14 protein-coding genes and 1 pseudogene are annotated in these 13,435 nt (G+C 72.6%); 9 read left to right on the plus strand and 6 right to left on the minus strand.

The window, feature by feature from the left end:
* Positions 1-358: 358 nt before the first annotated feature.
* Both ACFWRV_RS00005 and ACFWRV_RS00010 read left to right on the plus strand, forming a co-directional pair.
* Entirely contained in the window at positions 359-841 is a 483-nt protein-coding gene (locus ACFWRV_RS00005; RefSeq protein ID WP_384326208.1) for a hypothetical protein, read from the plus strand.
* A 292-nt stretch (positions 842-1,133) separates the two neighbouring features.
* Positions 1,134-1,427: a hypothetical protein gene (locus ACFWRV_RS00010; protein ID WP_384326210.1), complete on the plus strand. Its 294-nt coding sequence runs from the start codon at positions 1,134-1,136 to the stop codon at positions 1,425-1,427.
* Between the two features lie 124 nt (positions 1,428-1,551).
* Here ACFWRV_RS00010 and ACFWRV_RS00015 read toward each other — a convergent pair whose 3' ends face one another.
* Both ACFWRV_RS00015 and ACFWRV_RS00020 read right to left on the minus strand, forming a co-directional pair.
* Positions 1,552-2,118 (minus strand): GNAT family N-acetyltransferase, encoded by a 567-nt coding sequence (locus tag ACFWRV_RS00015; RefSeq protein ID WP_384326212.1) that lies wholly within the window; start codon positions 2,116-2,118, stop codon positions 1,552-1,554.
* Positions 2,119-2,170: 52 nt separating this feature from the next.
* A pseudogene (locus ACFWRV_RS00020) lies at positions 2,171-2,326 on the minus strand (chloramphenicol phosphotransferase); the annotation flags it as partial.
* A gap of 207 nt (positions 2,327-2,533) precedes the next feature.
* Here ACFWRV_RS00020 and ACFWRV_RS00025 point away from each other — a divergent pair.
* Complete coding sequence (locus tag ACFWRV_RS00025; RefSeq protein WP_384326214.1) at positions 2,534-2,995, plus strand: pyridoxamine 5'-phosphate oxidase family protein; 462 nt, start codon at positions 2,534-2,536, stop codon at positions 2,993-2,995.
* Positions 2,996-3,026: 31 nt separating this feature from the next.
* On the opposite strand, the gene ACFWRV_RS00030 is transcribed toward ACFWRV_RS00025, so the two are convergent.
* A complete protein-coding gene (locus ACFWRV_RS00030) occupies positions 3,027-3,854 on the minus strand; it encodes a M55 family metallopeptidase (protein ID WP_384326216.1) in 828 nt (275 codons plus the stop codon).
* Positions 3,855-4,105: 251 nt separating this feature from the next.
* Entirely contained in the window at positions 4,106-4,411 is a 306-nt protein-coding gene (locus ACFWRV_RS00035; protein ID WP_384326218.1) for a hypothetical protein, read from the minus strand.
* A gap of 119 nt (positions 4,412-4,530) precedes the next feature.
* Between ACFWRV_RS00035 and ACFWRV_RS00040 the strand changes: the two genes are divergently transcribed.
* On the plus strand, positions 4,531-4,896 hold the full coding sequence (locus ACFWRV_RS00040; RefSeq protein WP_384326220.1) for an arsenate reductase family protein: 366 nt from the start codon (positions 4,531-4,533) through the stop codon (positions 4,894-4,896).
* 73 nt (positions 4,897-4,969) lie between these two features.
* Here the strand turns inward: ACFWRV_RS00040 and ACFWRV_RS00045 are convergent, their stop codons facing one another.
* Entirely contained in the window at positions 4,970-5,488 is a 519-nt protein-coding gene (locus ACFWRV_RS00045) for a carboxymuconolactone decarboxylase family protein (protein WP_384326222.1), read from the minus strand.
* A gap of 50 nt (positions 5,489-5,538) precedes the next feature.
* Here ACFWRV_RS00045 and ACFWRV_RS00050 point away from each other — a divergent pair, with 50 nt between their 5' ends.
* On the plus strand, positions 5,539-7,020 hold the full coding sequence (locus ACFWRV_RS00050; RefSeq protein WP_384326223.1) for a PLP-dependent aminotransferase family protein: 1,482 nt from the start codon (positions 5,539-5,541) through the stop codon (positions 7,018-7,020).
* Between the two features lie 247 nt (positions 7,021-7,267).
* Here the strand turns inward: ACFWRV_RS00050 and ACFWRV_RS00055 are convergent, their stop codons facing one another.
* On the minus strand, positions 7,268-8,182 hold the full coding sequence (locus ACFWRV_RS00055) for a Gfo/Idh/MocA family protein (protein ID WP_384326225.1): 915 nt from the start codon (positions 8,180-8,182) through the stop codon (positions 7,268-7,270).
* A 242-nt stretch (positions 8,183-8,424) separates the two neighbouring features.
* Here ACFWRV_RS00055 and ACFWRV_RS00060 point away from each other — a divergent pair, with 242 nt between their 5' ends.
* From ACFWRV_RS00060 to ACFWRV_RS00075, 4 genes are all read left to right on the plus strand, one after another.
* Positions 8,425-10,011, plus strand: coding sequence for a hypothetical protein (locus ACFWRV_RS00060; RefSeq protein ID WP_384326227.1), 1,587 nt, complete (start codon positions 8,425-8,427; stop codon positions 10,009-10,011).
* On the plus strand, positions 10,008-11,150 hold the full coding sequence (locus ACFWRV_RS00065) for a hypothetical protein (RefSeq protein ID WP_384326229.1): 1,143 nt from the start codon (positions 10,008-10,010) through the stop codon (positions 11,148-11,150). The genes ACFWRV_RS00060 and ACFWRV_RS00065 overlap by 4 nt, the downstream gene beginning before the upstream one ends.
* A 185-nt stretch (positions 11,151-11,335) precedes the next feature.
* Complete coding sequence (gene glnII, locus ACFWRV_RS00070) at positions 11,336-12,370, plus strand: glutamine synthetase (RefSeq protein WP_384326231.1); 1,035 nt, start codon at positions 11,336-11,338, stop codon at positions 12,368-12,370.
* A gap of 360 nt (positions 12,371-12,730) precedes the next feature.
* Positions 12,731-13,390, plus strand: a complete 660-nt coding sequence (locus ACFWRV_RS00075) for a winged helix-turn-helix domain-containing protein (protein WP_384326233.1) — start codon at positions 12,731-12,733, stop codon at positions 13,388-13,390.
* Positions 13,391-13,435: the final 45 nt, after the last annotated feature.

Consider the following 13,435-nt stretch of genomic DNA (forward strand, 5'->3'; position numbering starts at 1 on the left):
TGGTCCGTGGGGCTCCCCTCCTCTCCCGTGAGCCGTCTGTGGGCCGTCGGCCGTCCCCCTCCCGGGGTACGGCCGACGGCCTTTTCTGCTGCGCGTCACACCGCGATGGGCGCTGCTCCGTCGTCCGGCTGCGGGACCGGGGCTCGGCTGCACCGGGGGCATCGCCGCCACCTGTCAACTCCTCGACGGGGCCAGTGATCTGCCGCAGATGGCGGATCGAGGAGCGCCCGCACTCGTCCCGCTGAGCTGCCCCGACCTCATCCGGCTCCTGCGGGCCCTCGTACTGTCACCACCCGCCGAGCCGTCGCGATCAGCGGTGATCAAAAACTACAACTGTCGTGTTAGCGTTACGCAGTTCATGGGTGACGCGGTGAAGAATCACCCACAATTCCACAAGGGGATGAAATTGAAAACGAAAAGGCGCATTCTGATAACGGCAGCCGCCACCGCCGCCGCAACCCTTTTCAGCATCACACAGGCCACCGCCCTGACCCAGGAGCGGGACCTCGCATCCGCGACGTCGAGCTCCACCAGCACGCCTTGGAAGTGCACCGACAACGCTTGGGCCGAAGTCTGCTTCAGCGAAGACGGTGACTGGTTCAGGGTCAAGGACACGAACGCTGACGGACATTCCGGCGTCGTGCAGTGGAGCGTGAGAGAGCCGAACGGCTACACGATCAGGTACGGATATATTTACAACGCGTCCGGGAAGGGCACGGTCAGGTACAAGAACAAGGACCTCCCCGAAGGCAAGGCCATTCTCATTCAGCCGTGCCACGGAGACTGGGGCAAGGAAGCACGCCCGACCAACTGCACGGGATCCTTCTACGCGGCAACCTGATCGACCTCTGCCGCAGGCACCCTCGTACTGCTCTGTCGGAAGAATGGCATAGCGACCGTCTCGGCCGTCGTCGCCCGCGCCTCACGCCGGGCGAAGCAACCCACGATCGCGTTCAGCGCCTTCCCGAACACCTCGCCCCACGCCGAGGGTCGCCACCTCCTTCTGGAGGTGGCGACCCTCGCCGCGTGAGACTCTCCCCACCTGCGATGCCGACCGGCTCTGTCGTCGCACGCGCCGATGAAGAAGCCTCGATCGCGGAGACAGCCCGCCGGAGCGCTCGTAGGATGCCCGGATGCCCAAGCCGATACGGATGAACCGCCGCACGTGGGTTGCCGCGTGGGCAGCGCTGTGCGCGGCCGGCCTCGTCGCCACCGCTCAGCTGGAGAACTCCTCGGCTCCGGGCCCGCCGCCCGAGAAACCTGTCAGCGCCGAGTGCCGCAAGTTCATCGCGGACATCGACACGCAGCTGGCCAGGGCCGGACAGCGCGGCGAGGAAGAGGGAGTGCTGGCCTTCTCGCGAAGCCGGGTCGACACCGGGGAGGGCTGTCACGACGCGCTCCGCGCCTACTTCCGTAGCCATCGGTGACCCGCACCCGGCCGACCCCGGGACGCGGTCGGGCAGCGGCTCGGTGAGGATCACTTCACGTCCTCGATGACCACATGCGCCGGCTGTGGACCCCGGCGTAGGCGTTGTCCTGGACAGGCCCCGTTCACCGCAGCGAGGGCCGTGCCCGCCCCGCCCAGTACTCGTCCGCCGTGATGCCCAGCAGGACCACGTCGTGGTGGGCGCCTGCGAAGAACTCGTGCTGGCGCAGGCGGCCCTCCTCCACGAAGCCGAGTGTGCGGTAGAGGGCCAGGGAGGCGTCGTTGAAGGCGTAGACCTCCACCTCGCACTTGTGGCAGCGCTGTTCGGCGAACATGTAGGTGAGGACCAGTTCGGTGGCCTCGGCCGCGTAGCCCTGGCGGCGGTGTTCGCGCGTGACCTCTATGCCCGTACGGAAGCGGCCCGCGCGGGCGTCCGTCTCGCCCACCGACACCGCGCCGACGAAGGCGTGCTCGAAGCGGGTCTCGATGACCAGTTGGTACGAGGACGGGTTCGGGGTGCGGGCTGCGCGTTCGGTGGTCCAGGCGCGGAAGCTCTCTTCCGAGCGCGGCGGTTCGACCACGTCGGCGTTGCGGGCGTCCACGGTGTGCAGGGCCAGGGCGCGGAAGCCCTCCCAGTCCTGGGGTTCGATGCCTCGCAGGCGTACTCTCTCGCCGGTCCACAGGTCGGTCATCTCGCTCCAGCCGGGTGTGTCGGGGAAGGTCGGTCGGTCAGGCTATGTGGGCCGCGCCCGTCGTGCGCAGGGACGCGGGCAGCGAGTCGACGGACGCGTCGATCGCGGCGGCGAGCCACGGGTCGGGCAGCTCCGCCTGGAGGCAGCGGACGATGCCGGACTTGCCGGAGCTGGAGCCGCCGTTCACCACGATCACCTGGGTCGTCACCCGGTGATCGTAGAGGCAACCCGGGCGGCGTTCGAGGCGTTTTCGGACCGTCGTGCGCCACGTCCGGGCAGGCGGTGAGGTGGAGGGGGCCGGTCGGCACGGCCGTGTTCGGCGACCTGTTCGCCGGATTCGGAGCGGGCCGGGTCGCCATGTTCTCCGGTCCGGACAGCGCGGAATAGCGGTGGTGGACGGGGAGTTGGGATCGGTATGAGTCAAGGCCCGGCACCCCGCACCCTGTCCGAGGACGAGCTGTCCGAACTGCTGAGCACTCAGCAGTTCGGCACCCTCGCCACCAACAAACGCAGTGGCCATCCGCACCTGACCACCATGGTCTACCACTGGGACGCCGCGGCACGCGTCCTGCGGTTCTCCAGCACCGCCGACCGCGTCAAGGTCAAGCAGCTGCGGCGCGACCCGCGCGCCGCCCTGCATGTTCCGGGCGGTGACGTGTGGTCCTTCGCCGTGGCCGAGGGCGAGGCCGAGATCTCCGAGATCACGAGCGTCCCGGGCGACGCGACCGGTCGGGAGCTGCTGGACATGGTCCCGGCGGCCGCGCGGCCCGCGGACGAGAACGCGTTCCTGGAAGAGTTGGTGGCCGAGCGGCGGGTGGTCGTCCGGCTGAAGGTGTCCCGGCTGTACGGGACGGCACTCGACGTCGGCACGTCCTGAGGGCTGTCCGGCCGAGGCGGGCGGGATGCCTTCAGGCGGGCTTGATCGTGGCCAGCTGCGCGAGCAGCAGGATCAGGCGGTAGGCGGTCGCGTAGTCGGCTGCAGTGAAGGTGACCGTACGGGCCCCCGCCGTACGGGAGACGTCTGGTACGAGCGTCGCCAGGTCGACGGTGTGCGGGCTCGCGAGGTCGACCTCCACGTCCAGCGGCCCCACGAGAGCCAGGGGCCGGATCTCCTCGCGGCGGGACACCGCGTCCGCCGCCGCCCGGCGCAGCCGGTCCCGGGCCTCCTCCGGGTGCAGGGTCACCGCGGCCGCCATGCCCAGAGCTTCCTTGACCGGGACGGTGACCGCTCCGGGGATCAGGTCGGCAGCCTCGGCACAGGCCGCGTCGTCGCCGCTGAGCAGGACGACCGGTACGCCGAGGTGGCCGGCCATGGCGGCGTTGAGCCCGATCTCGCCCAGGGAGCGGCCGGCCACCCGTACGTCCAGGATCTCGCCGTTCATGGTGTGCGCCAGCACCCCCGGGCCCTCCCCCGCGCGGACGTGGTAGCCGACGAACAGCGCCGCGTCGGTCTCCGCGTCGAGCCCGGCGAGCATGTTCAGCGCACGCGGTTTGCCCCGGACCAGGCGGGCGCGGCGGTCGAGTCGTTCCGGCAGCAGGTTGCGGAACGTGCCGTGCGCGTCGGCCACCCGCACCTCGGCCGTCGGCTCGGCGTCCAGGACGCCCGCGATCACCGCGTTCGCCTCGGCCGTCATCAACTCCCGGCCGCGCTGGTAGTCGTAGCGCTCGGGGTTCGTCTCGGAGGAGTGGACGATCCCCGAGATGCCTTCCATGTCGACCGAGATGAGTGCCTTCATGGGGCTCGGATCCTACCCGTCGTCAACGCGCTCCGCCGAGCGCCGGGTGCCGCGCTGAGCGAAAGCCGTCAGGCCGCCGCCCAGCGCGACACCGATGAGCGATATGCCCGAGGTCCACAGATCAGCAGCCATGGTGACGCCCTTTCCCCTGTTTCCCGTACGGGCGGAGCCGGGCAGCCCGCTGCCCCCGGACCTCTCGGTCGACGGTCCGGGGGCAGCGGCGCGGTGGAGTGCGGTGCGGTGCGTCGAGGTCAGCGGCCGTAGCGGATCAGGGCGCGGACCATGCGGCAGGTGGTGTCGGACGGCGGGTGGATCCCCAGGCGCTCGGCGGTGATCCGTATCCGGTGGTTGCCGGCGCTGGAGGGCTGGTAGACCCCGCTGTCGAGCAGGGCGATGGCCAGGCGCATGGCCTTGAGCCGGCGGTTGTGGGAGACGTACCACTCGCGGGGGCGGCCCGCGGGCAGTCGCTTCTTCGGCAGCGGGGTGGGAAGCGGTGGGTGGAAGGGCATCGGGAGCTGTCGGTCGAGCGGCTCGGTCGTGACTGCGGCAACGGCCATCGGCATCCTCCTGGCAGCGTGGTGGAACCCTCGCGAACTGCCTCCATTTTACTGCCCCCCACTGACAATCGCCCCTGGCCAGAGGCTATTTCGGCAACCCCTCCCGTACCCTTGGCCCCATGGAGATCTGGATCAATCCCGCCTGTTCCAAGTGCCGCAGCGCGGTGACCCTGCTGGACGCCGAAGGGGCCGATTACACCGTCCGCCGCTACCTGGAGGACGTGCCGTCGCCCGAGGAGATCCGGGCGGTGCTGGACCGGCTCGGTCTGGAGCCGTGGGACATCACGCGGACGCAGGAGGCGGTGGCGAAGGAGCTGGGGCTCAAGGAGTGGCCGCGGGACGCCGGTTCCCGGGAGCGGTGGATCGCGGCGCTGTCCGAGCACCCGAAGCTGATCCAGCGGCCGATCATCACGGCCGAGGACGGCAGCGCCGTGGTGGCCCGGAGCGAGGAAGCGGTACGGGACGCGCTGGGGCGTGGTGCCTGATCCCGCGGCCGGGCAGTCCCCGCTGGAGCTCCGGCCCGGTTGAGGTGAGCCCCCGGGGTGGGTGCGTACAGGCTCAGCGTTCGTCCGTGCCCGCGCGCTTGGCCGTGGACAGGGCTATGCGGTTCCACGTGTTGATCGTGAAGATCAGGGCCAGGAGGTGGGCCAGCTCCTCCTCGGGGAAGTGGGCCGCCGCCCGGTCGTAGACCTCGTCCGGCATCCCGGCGTCACCGATCCGGGTGACCGCGTCCGTCAGGGCCAGGGCTGCCTGTTCCGCCGGCGTGAAGAAGTGTTCCGCCTCCTGCCACACCGCGACCATGTGCAGGCGTTCCTCGCTCTCGCCCGCCTTGCGCGCGTCCGTGGTGTGCATGTGCAGGCAGTAAGCGCACCGGTTCAGGTGCGAGGCGCGGATCTGGACCAGCTCGACCAGGGTGGGGTCCAGGCCCGCGCGGGCCGCCGCGTCGAGACCGATCACGGCGCGGAACGCCTTCGGGGCCGCCTTCGCGAAGTCCAGCCGGGCCGTCGCCCGGTTGCTCCGGACGGTGGTGGCCGGGATGGTGGTGCGGTCGTTCGTCTTGATCTCCGTCGTCGTCATGGGTACGAATCTAGGGCGACAGGCGACTGGGTACGGGGTGCATTTCTGTGATGAATTCATGGGTCAATTCCGCGGAGATCCTGGGCAGCGATCTGCCCCTGGAGCTCTCCGGCACCGGCAACCGCCGGGCCCTGCTGATGGACGCGCTGCGCGAGGCCGTGCGCAGCGGGCGGCTCGCCCCCGGCACCCGGCTGCCGCCCTACCGTTCCCTCGCCGCCGATCTGGGCCTCGCCCGCAACACCGTCGCCGACGCGTACGCGGAGCTGGTCGCGGAAGGGTGGCTCGCCGCCCGCCAGGGCTCGGGAACGCGGGTCGCCGAGCGGGCCGTCCCGGTCACCCCCGTGCACCGGCCGCGCACCCCGGAGCGCGCCGCCCGCCCGGTCCATGACCTGGTCCAGGGGCAGCCGGACCCCTCGGTGTTCCCGCGCACCGCCTGGCTGGCCTCGGCGCGGCGGGCGCTGGCCGCCGCCCCCGACGACGCGTTCGGGCCCGGTGATCCGCACGGGCGGCCCGAGCTGCGGCGGGCCCTGGCCGGCTATCTGGCCCGGGTGCGCGGGGTGCGGGCCGCGCCGGAGCGCATCGTGCTCTGCTCGGGCGCCGCGCACGGGCTGCGGCTGCTCGCTGAGGTGGTGGGCGGACCGTGGGCGGCGGAGGAGTACGGGCTGCCCTTCCACCGCGAGCTGCTCGCCTCCCACGGGGTCGGCACCCGGCCGCTCGGCGTGGACGCGGACGGCGCCCGGGTCGACGGGCTCACCCGCCGCGACCGTGCCGTACTCCTCACGCCCGCGCACCAGTTCCCCACCGGCGGCCCGCTGCACCCCGCGCGGCGGGCGGCCGTCGTCGACTGGGCCCGGGCCACCGGCGGCCTCGTCGTCGAGGACGACTACGACGGGGAGTTCCGCTACGACCGGCAGCCCGTGGGCGCTGTTCAAGGGCTTGATCCCGAGCATGTGGCGCTGGTGGGGTCGGTGAGCAAGAGCCTCTCCCCCACCCTGCGGATCGGGTGGATGGTGCTGCCCCAGCGGCTCGTCGCCCCGGTCGTCGCGGCGAAGGGCGAGCGGGAGCAGTTCTCCAGCGCCACCGAGCAGTTGACGCTCGCGGACTTCGTCGAGTCGGGCGCGTACGACCGGCAGGTACGCCGGATGCGGCAGCGCCACCGCCGCCGCCGGGACCAGTTGGTGGCCGCGCTGGAGCGGCGGGCCCCGCACGTCCGGGTCACCGGGATCGCGGCCGGGCTGCACGCGGTGGTGGAACTGCCGCCCGGCACCGAGCGTTCGGTGGTCCGGGCGGCGACCTGGCAGGGGCTGGCGGTGGAGGGCCTCGCCGACTATCTGCACCCGGGGGCGGCGGATGCCCGCCATGCCGGTGGCGCGAGTGGCGCCGGTGGCGTGCGTCCGGCCGGCGCCACCGGCACCACCGATGCCGCAGAAGTCCCCCACCGGGACGGGCTGGTCGTGGGGTACGCGACGCCCACCGAGGCCGGCTACCCGGAGGCGTTGGACGCCCTCTGCCGTGCTCTGCCGCCGGGGTGAGGCGGGTGGGAGCCGCGAGGCCTGTGCCGGGCCCTGCCGCAAGGTAGAGCCGACAGAAGCCGCGAGGCCTGTGCCGGGCTCTGCCTCCGGGGTGAGGCGGCGGGAAACCGCGAGGCCTGTGCCGGGCCCTGCCGCCGGGGAAAACCGACGGAAGCCGCCAGGCCTCTGCCGGACCCAACCGCCGGGAAGAGCCGATGGGAGCCGCGAGGCCTGTGCCGCTCGATCCCGCCGGTCAGCCCGCCTGCGCCTACGCCCGCGCCTGCGTCTCCGCCGCCACCAGCAGCTCCGTGAGGTGGAGGCCGAAGCGCGCGTCGCAGGCATGCGGCACCCCCGTGCGTACCGCTTCGGCCAGGGCGTCCACCGCACCCCGGAACGCTGTCTCCGCGCCGTCCCAGCCCGGGATCGACGCCGTACCGTGCTCGCCCCGGAACTCGATCTCGACGCCCGCCGCGCCGGGCGGGGCGCTCAGCCCGAGGGTGACCGTGCTGGACGCGCCGGAGGTGTGGCGCAGGATCAGGTGCGTGGTGTCGGCCGGTCCCCGGGCGGCGGTCAGGTGCTCGACGTCGCCCAGGACCGGGATCAGCACGGAGAGCGCGTGCGGGCCGACGTCCCACAGGCCGCCCTTCTCGCGCCGCCACGGGGAGTCCGCGTACTCGCTGGTGGAACCGGGCGCGTAGAGCGAGCCGAGCCACTGGGCGCGGGCGGTGAACCAGCCCTCCACCGCGGCCTGTTCGGCGATCCACGCGGAGGTCTCGGGCGCGAAGCGCAGCGTGCAGAAGACGACCGAGGCCACCCCTGACTTCTCCGCGGCCTCGGCCACCGCACGGGCCCCCGCCACCGTCGTGGCGACCGGCTTGTCCATCAGCAGGTGGCAGCCCGCCTCCGCCGCCCGGACCGCGAGCGGGGCCTGGACGTCCGGCGGCAGCGCGAAGGCCACCGCGTCGCTCGCCTGAAGGAGCGCGTCGATGCCGTCCTCGCCGGTGTACGCCCGGGTCCCGTGGGCGGCGGCGAGGGCCTCCGCCGGCTCGGCCCTGCGGCCCCACACTCCGCTCAGCTCGACAGCGGGGTGGGCGGCGAGCGCGGGGGCCTGGGTGTTGCGGGCCCAGGGGCCGGTGCCGAGGAGGCCGATACGCAGAGGAGGAGTGGTGTCCGCAGTCGTCATGCGTGCCAGTGTGCCGGGCGCGGCGGCCGGTCGGGCAGGGGGCCGGGGGTTTCCCGCCCGGTCCGGCGCCGGAAGTCACCGGGCCCGAATGCGGTGGCGGGAAGCGACCTCGTCCCGTTACGTTTCCGGAGCCGGCCGCGGGACTCCGGCGCGACTCCCGAGACGTGCCTATGAAGCGATGATTTCGTTGTTCGCGCCTCCATTCCCCGGCCGGCGTCTCTGTCTCCACCGGGGGGAAGTCCATGAGCGCGCCCGAGACCGCCCGAACGTCCGACACCGACACCGCCGCCGGCACCACCGCCGACCTCGTCGCCGCCGAGGACGTCCTCCTCTTCGTGAACGCCGCGATCACCGCGACCGGACAGCGCGAGTTCCGCTCGGGCGCCGCTGACCAGCAGCTGTCCCTGGACTTCCTGCACACGTACGTACGGATCAACTACCGCCGGGTGTACGCGGCTTCGCTCGCCCTGGACATCAACCACCACAACGCGGCCCTCATCGTGCGGCGGCTGCTGGAGTCGGCGGGCGAGGCGAGCGCCGAGGAGCGGCGCACCGAGGGCCGGCTCGTCGCCGCCCGGCTGGCGCTGCTGCCGCCGCCGCGCGTCTACCGGCTCTTCGGCGAGCTGCGCCGCGCCAAGGTCAACAACCGGCGGACCCGGGCGATCATGCGGGAGTGGCTGGCGGCCCGGCCGGATCTGGGTCATGACGCGGTGAAGTACCGGGCCGGGCTGAAGACCGTGGCCCGGCATGTCCATCTGCCCTGTCCCGAGGGGGTCCGGCCGCTCGCCGAGGTCGGGGCGTTCCTGTTCCGGCCCGGCCGGCTGCCCCGGTACGAGCACGGGCTGCTCGACGCCTGGCGGCGCGCCCACTACGAGCAGGGGGCGGTGGCCGAGCTGCCGTTCACCGTCGCGGAGGGGTTCGCCGCCAAGCACGGGATGAAGCGCGAGGTGTTCCTGAAGCGGGCCGCCCCGCGGATGACCCGGCTGGAGCGGCTGCGGACCCAGGAGCAGCGGGTGGTGCGCGACCGGCGGCCGGACGTCGATCTGACCGTGATGCCGCTGACCCGGCTCGCGCTGTACGTGCTGTCGCTCGGCTTCGAGCAGCGCGGTGAGCGGCGGGCCGAGCTGACCGGCGCCCTGCGCGCGGCGGCCCGGCGGGCGGCGGGCGGACACGCGGGGAGCTGGGGGCGGGTGCACGCGGTGCTGGACGACAGCTTCTCCTCGTCCGGTTCGGGGCAGAAGCGGCGGCGGCCGCTCGCCGTGGCACTGGCCTGCCACCACCTGCTGGAGGCGCTCGCCGCGCCGGGCGCGTACCGGGGGCTGTGGACCTCGGGCGCGCACGACGCGCTGCTCGTACGCCCGTGGGGGCCGACCCCGCTGGGCATGCGGATCCTGGACGCGCTGGAGCCGGGTGCGGACGGCGCGGTCCCGGACCGGCTGGTGATCGTCTCGGACGGCTGGGACAACGCCCCGGCGGGCCTGGCGGGCGAGGTGCTGCGGGTGTGGCGGCGTCGGCTGGATCCGGCGGGGCGGACGGCCGTGGTGCACGTCAACCCCGTATACGACGCGGACGGTTTCGATGTGCGGCGGCTGGCGGCGGGGGTGGCGACGGCCGGGATCCGGGATGCGGAGGATCTGCCCGCGCTGGTGGAGATCGCCCGGTTCGCGGAGGGGCGCACCGGGCCGGAGGAGCTGTACGCGTATCTGGACCGGCAGGTGGCCCGGTTCACCGGAGAGGGTGGGGGAAGGGGTGGTTCCGTGAACGGGCCGGAGTCGGCGCCGAGGGCCGCCCGCTCCGCGCGGGTGCCCGGAGAGGACGTGACGCCGTGAACCGGCTGGAGCTGTCCGGGCTCACCGCCGGGCCCGCGCAGGTGTGGGGCGGGGTCCGGCTCGTTCCGCTGCTCCGTGCGGCGCCGGTGGAGGGGCTGCGGCTGCACCGCGAGGTGTACGAGGGCCTCGGCGCGGGGATCGTCGAGCTCGGGCCCCGGGAGCGCTATCTCTCGTACATTCCGCACGGCCTGGTCGCCGACTGGTCGGGCCAGGACGGCCGGGGCCCGGAGGCGGGCGGCTGGCGGTCGGCCGCGTACGGGACCCAGTTCGGTGGGGGCGGCGCGCCCCGGGCCATTCCGCTGCCGCCGCTTCCGCACCATCGGATGGCCAAGCGGCGGCCCGGTGACCGGCTGCGGTTCCTGCCGCTGCACCTGGCGTTGGAGGGGTATCTCGCGCTGCATTTCGGCGGTCCGTCGACCGCCTGGGAGGAGTGGTCGCGCACGGCGCTGCGCGACGGGCTCTCGCCGCGCGCCGAGGACGCGTATCTCGGGCGGTCGGTGCGCGGGCTCGGGGAAGCGCTGCGGATCTTCGAGATCCACCCGGGCCAGTGCGGGGTGATGGTGTACGTCTCCGACGCGCTCGCCGCCGCCTTCGTCGTCCCGCACCCGGACGACTACCGTCTCCTGCACGCCTCGCTGGTGGAGGACCTCTACGGGGAGCTGGTGCACCAGTACGCGCTGTACGGGGCTCCGGTGGCCGAGGCCCCGGTGCGGATCGGGGGCGGGGAGCACCTCCGGGATCTCGGCGAGCTGCGGGCGGCCGCACGGGCGCAGGAGCGGGCGTGGGCCGAGGCGCACGGCACCGTGTTCGCGCGGGAGCTGCTGGACACCTCGTACGCGTTCGACCGGGTGTACCGGATGAAGTCCTTCACCCTGTGGCGCTTCCTGCCGCCGTTCGTCCGGGACTCGGGCGGGCAGCACATCGGGGAGACGATCACCGACCACAAGGGGCGGGTCGCCTACCTCAAGACGTTCCGGCTGTCCGATGCCCAGATCCGCCGGGGCCATCTGCTGCGGACCGTGGCCGGGGCCGGCTGGGAGCTGGACCGGGCGGCCGCCGCGCTGGGGTCGAGCCGTCAGGAGCTGGTGCGCCGGATGCGGGCGGCGGGGTTCTCGGCGCTGCTCAAGAGCAGTCTCTGAGCGGGCTCCGAGCAGTCGTCGAGCCTGCTGCGAGGGGGCCTCGGAGCGTCGTGGAGGCCCCCGGGTCGCCCGGAAAACCGCAGGAAACCTCGGTAACACGGGGTTCACATCCGGGCAACGGACGGGAAATCGCCTCTTGCCAAGCTGCGCTGCATAGACCGCTGCACCCGCAAAGGATGGCGTCCGTGACGTTCAAGGCTGAGTACATCTGGATCGACGGCACCGAGCCGACCGCCAAGCTGCGCTCCAAGACGAAGATCATGGACGGCGCGCCGTCGGGGGACGTGGCGGATCTGCCGATCTGGGGATTCGACGGCTCCAGCACCAACCAGGCCGAGGGCCACGCGTCCGACCGGGTACTGAAGCCCGTCTTCACCTGTCCGGACCCGATCCGCGGCGGTGAGGACGTCCTCGTCCTGTGCGAGGTCTTCGACATCGACATGACGCCGCACGAGTCCAACACCCGTGCCGCGCTCCGTCCGGTCGCCGAGCAGTTCGCGGGCCAGGCCCCGGTCTTCGGCATCGAGCAGGAGTACACCTTCTTCGACGGCCACCGGCCGCTCGGCTTCCCCGAGGGCGGCTTCCCGGCCGCGCAGGGCGGCTACTACTGCGGTGTCGGCGCGGACGAGATCTTCGGCCGCGAGATCGTGGAGAAGCACCTCGACAACTGCCTGGCGGCAGGGCTCGGGATCTCCGGCATCAACGCCGAGGTCATGCCCGGCCAGTGGGAGTTCCAGGTGGGCCCGCTCTCCCCGCTGGAGGTCTCCGACCAGCTGTGGGTGGCCCGTTGGCTGCTCTACCGCACCGCCGAGGACTTCGACGTCTCCGCGACGCTGGACCCGAAGCCGGTCAAGGGCGACTGGAACGGCGCGGGCGCGCACACCAACTTCTCGACCAAGGCGATGCGCGAGGGCTACGACGCGATCATCACCGCGTGCGAGTCGCTGGGCGAGGGCTCCAAGCCGCTGGACCACGTCAAGAACTACGGCGCGGGCATCGACGACCGGCTCACCGGCCTGCACGAGACCGCCCCGTGGAACGAGTACAGCTACGGCGTCTCCGACCGCGGCGCTTCGGTCCGTATCCCCTGGCAGGTCGAGCAGGACCGGAAGGGCTACATCGAGGACCGCCGCCCGAACGCCAACGTCGACCCGTACGTCGTCACGCGGCTGATCGTCGACACCTGCTGCACCGCGCTGGAGAAGGCCGACCAGGTCTGATCCCGACGCCGCGTACGCAGGAGGGGCCCGCCGGAGCACCGGTGGGCCCCTCCAGCGTGGGCGCGGCGGCCCGGGCGTGAGGAACGTAACGCGAAGCGTCCGTATCGACGGGTGAGAGGAGTCTGATGCATGGCCGCAATGTCTGCTTCAATGGACCGCATGGCCAGCTTCCAGTACATCGCGTCGGGTCGCAGCGACCTCGAACCGTTCTGGCCTTCCCGTCAGCACCATGATTTCGACCGGGTGTGTTGCCGCGCGTGGAACGCGCAGGCCCACTAAAGCCGCTCACCCCGGCCTTCGGTCCGCGCGTACGACGCAAGTCCGTCCCTGACGACTCCTCGCGCGAAAGAGCTGACCCTCATGGCGAACACTCGTACCTTCTCCGCCGCGTCCGCCGCCACCGCGGCGTCCCCGGCGCCCGCTGCGGCCCATCCCCCCGCCCGCTCCCTGCCCGCCCACCCGAACCGGCACCGGCTGCGCGCGGTCGACCGCGACGAGGTCGCGGCCCCGGCCGATGTGGTGGGCTTCCTCCCGCCCGGGGCCACCTGGCTGCCGGCTCCGCCGCACACTCTGCCCACCCTGCCCGGCCAGCCGCCGATGATCGGCTACCTGGTGCTCGTGCCGGCCGACCAGCAGCCCGCACTCGCCGGGGCCGCCGCCTCCCCGCTCCGGCCGGGCGGCTCGCCGTCGCCCCAGCGGACGGCGCCCGAGGCACCCGCCGACGGGGGGGCACCGCACGCCGGCCCGGTCCGGATCGACGCCACCCGGCGTACCGCCTCGGTCGACGGTGTCGCCCTCGACCTCACGTACCTGGAGTTCGAGCTGCTGGCCCATCTGGTGGCGCACCCGCACCGGGTGCACACCCGCGACCAGTTGGTGACGACGGTGTGGGGCTACGGGCATGTCGGCGACGGGCGCACCGTCGACGTCCATGTCGCCCGGCTACGCCGCAAGCTCGGTGCGGAGTACCGGCGTTCGATCCAGACGGTCCGGCGGGTCGGGTACAAGTACACGCCCTGACCGGCCGGTTCGGCACAGCGCGCGTCCGGCGGCCCCGGACCACGG

Origin of the sequence: Streptomyces sp. NPDC058576 (assembly GCF_042718715.1) — a bacterium.
Lineage (GTDB): Bacteria > Actinomycetota > Actinomycetes > Streptomycetales > Streptomycetaceae > Streptomyces.

Excerpts from the sequence above, each read along its gene's own strand:
- ACFWRV_RS00015 (WP_384326212.1), bottom strand. The coding sequence starts at position 2,118 with ATGACCGACCTGTGGACCGGCGAGAGAGTACGCCTGCGAGGCATCGAA.
- ACFWRV_RS00030 (WP_384326216.1), bottom strand. The coding sequence starts at position 3,854 with ATGAAGGCACTCATCTCGGTCGACATGGAAGGCATCTCGGGGATCGTC.
- ACFWRV_RS00060 (WP_384326227.1), top strand. The coding sequence starts at position 8,425 with ATGAGCGCGCCCGAGACCGCCCGAACGTCCGACACCGACACCGCCGCC.
- ACFWRV_RS00045 (WP_384326222.1), bottom strand. The coding sequence starts at position 5,488 with ATGACGACGACGGAGATCAAGACGAACGACCGCACCACCATCCCGGCC.
- ACFWRV_RS00050 (WP_384326223.1), top strand. The coding sequence starts at position 5,539 with ATGAATTCATGGGTCAATTCCGCGGAGATCCTGGGCAGCGATCTGCCC.
- ACFWRV_RS00010 (WP_384326210.1), top strand. The coding sequence starts at position 1,134 with ATGCCCAAGCCGATACGGATGAACCGCCGCACGTGGGTTGCCGCGTGG.
- ACFWRV_RS00025 (WP_384326214.1), top strand. The coding sequence starts at position 2,534 with ATGAGTCAAGGCCCGGCACCCCGCACCCTGTCCGAGGACGAGCTGTCC.
- ACFWRV_RS00055 (WP_384326225.1), bottom strand. The coding sequence starts at position 8,182 with ATGACGACTGCGGACACCACTCCTCCTCTGCGTATCGGCCTCCTCGGC.
- ACFWRV_RS00035 (WP_384326218.1), bottom strand. The coding sequence starts at position 4,411 with ATGGCCGTTGCCGCAGTCACGACCGAGCCGCTCGACCGACAGCTCCCG.
- ACFWRV_RS00075 (WP_384326233.1), top strand. The coding sequence starts at position 12,731 with ATGGCGAACACTCGTACCTTCTCCGCCGCGTCCGCCGCCACCGCGGCG.
- ACFWRV_RS00040 (WP_384326220.1), top strand. The coding sequence starts at position 4,531 with ATGGAGATCTGGATCAATCCCGCCTGTTCCAAGTGCCGCAGCGCGGTG.
- ACFWRV_RS00005 (WP_384326208.1), top strand. The coding sequence starts at position 359 with ATGGGTGACGCGGTGAAGAATCACCCACAATTCCACAAGGGGATGAAA.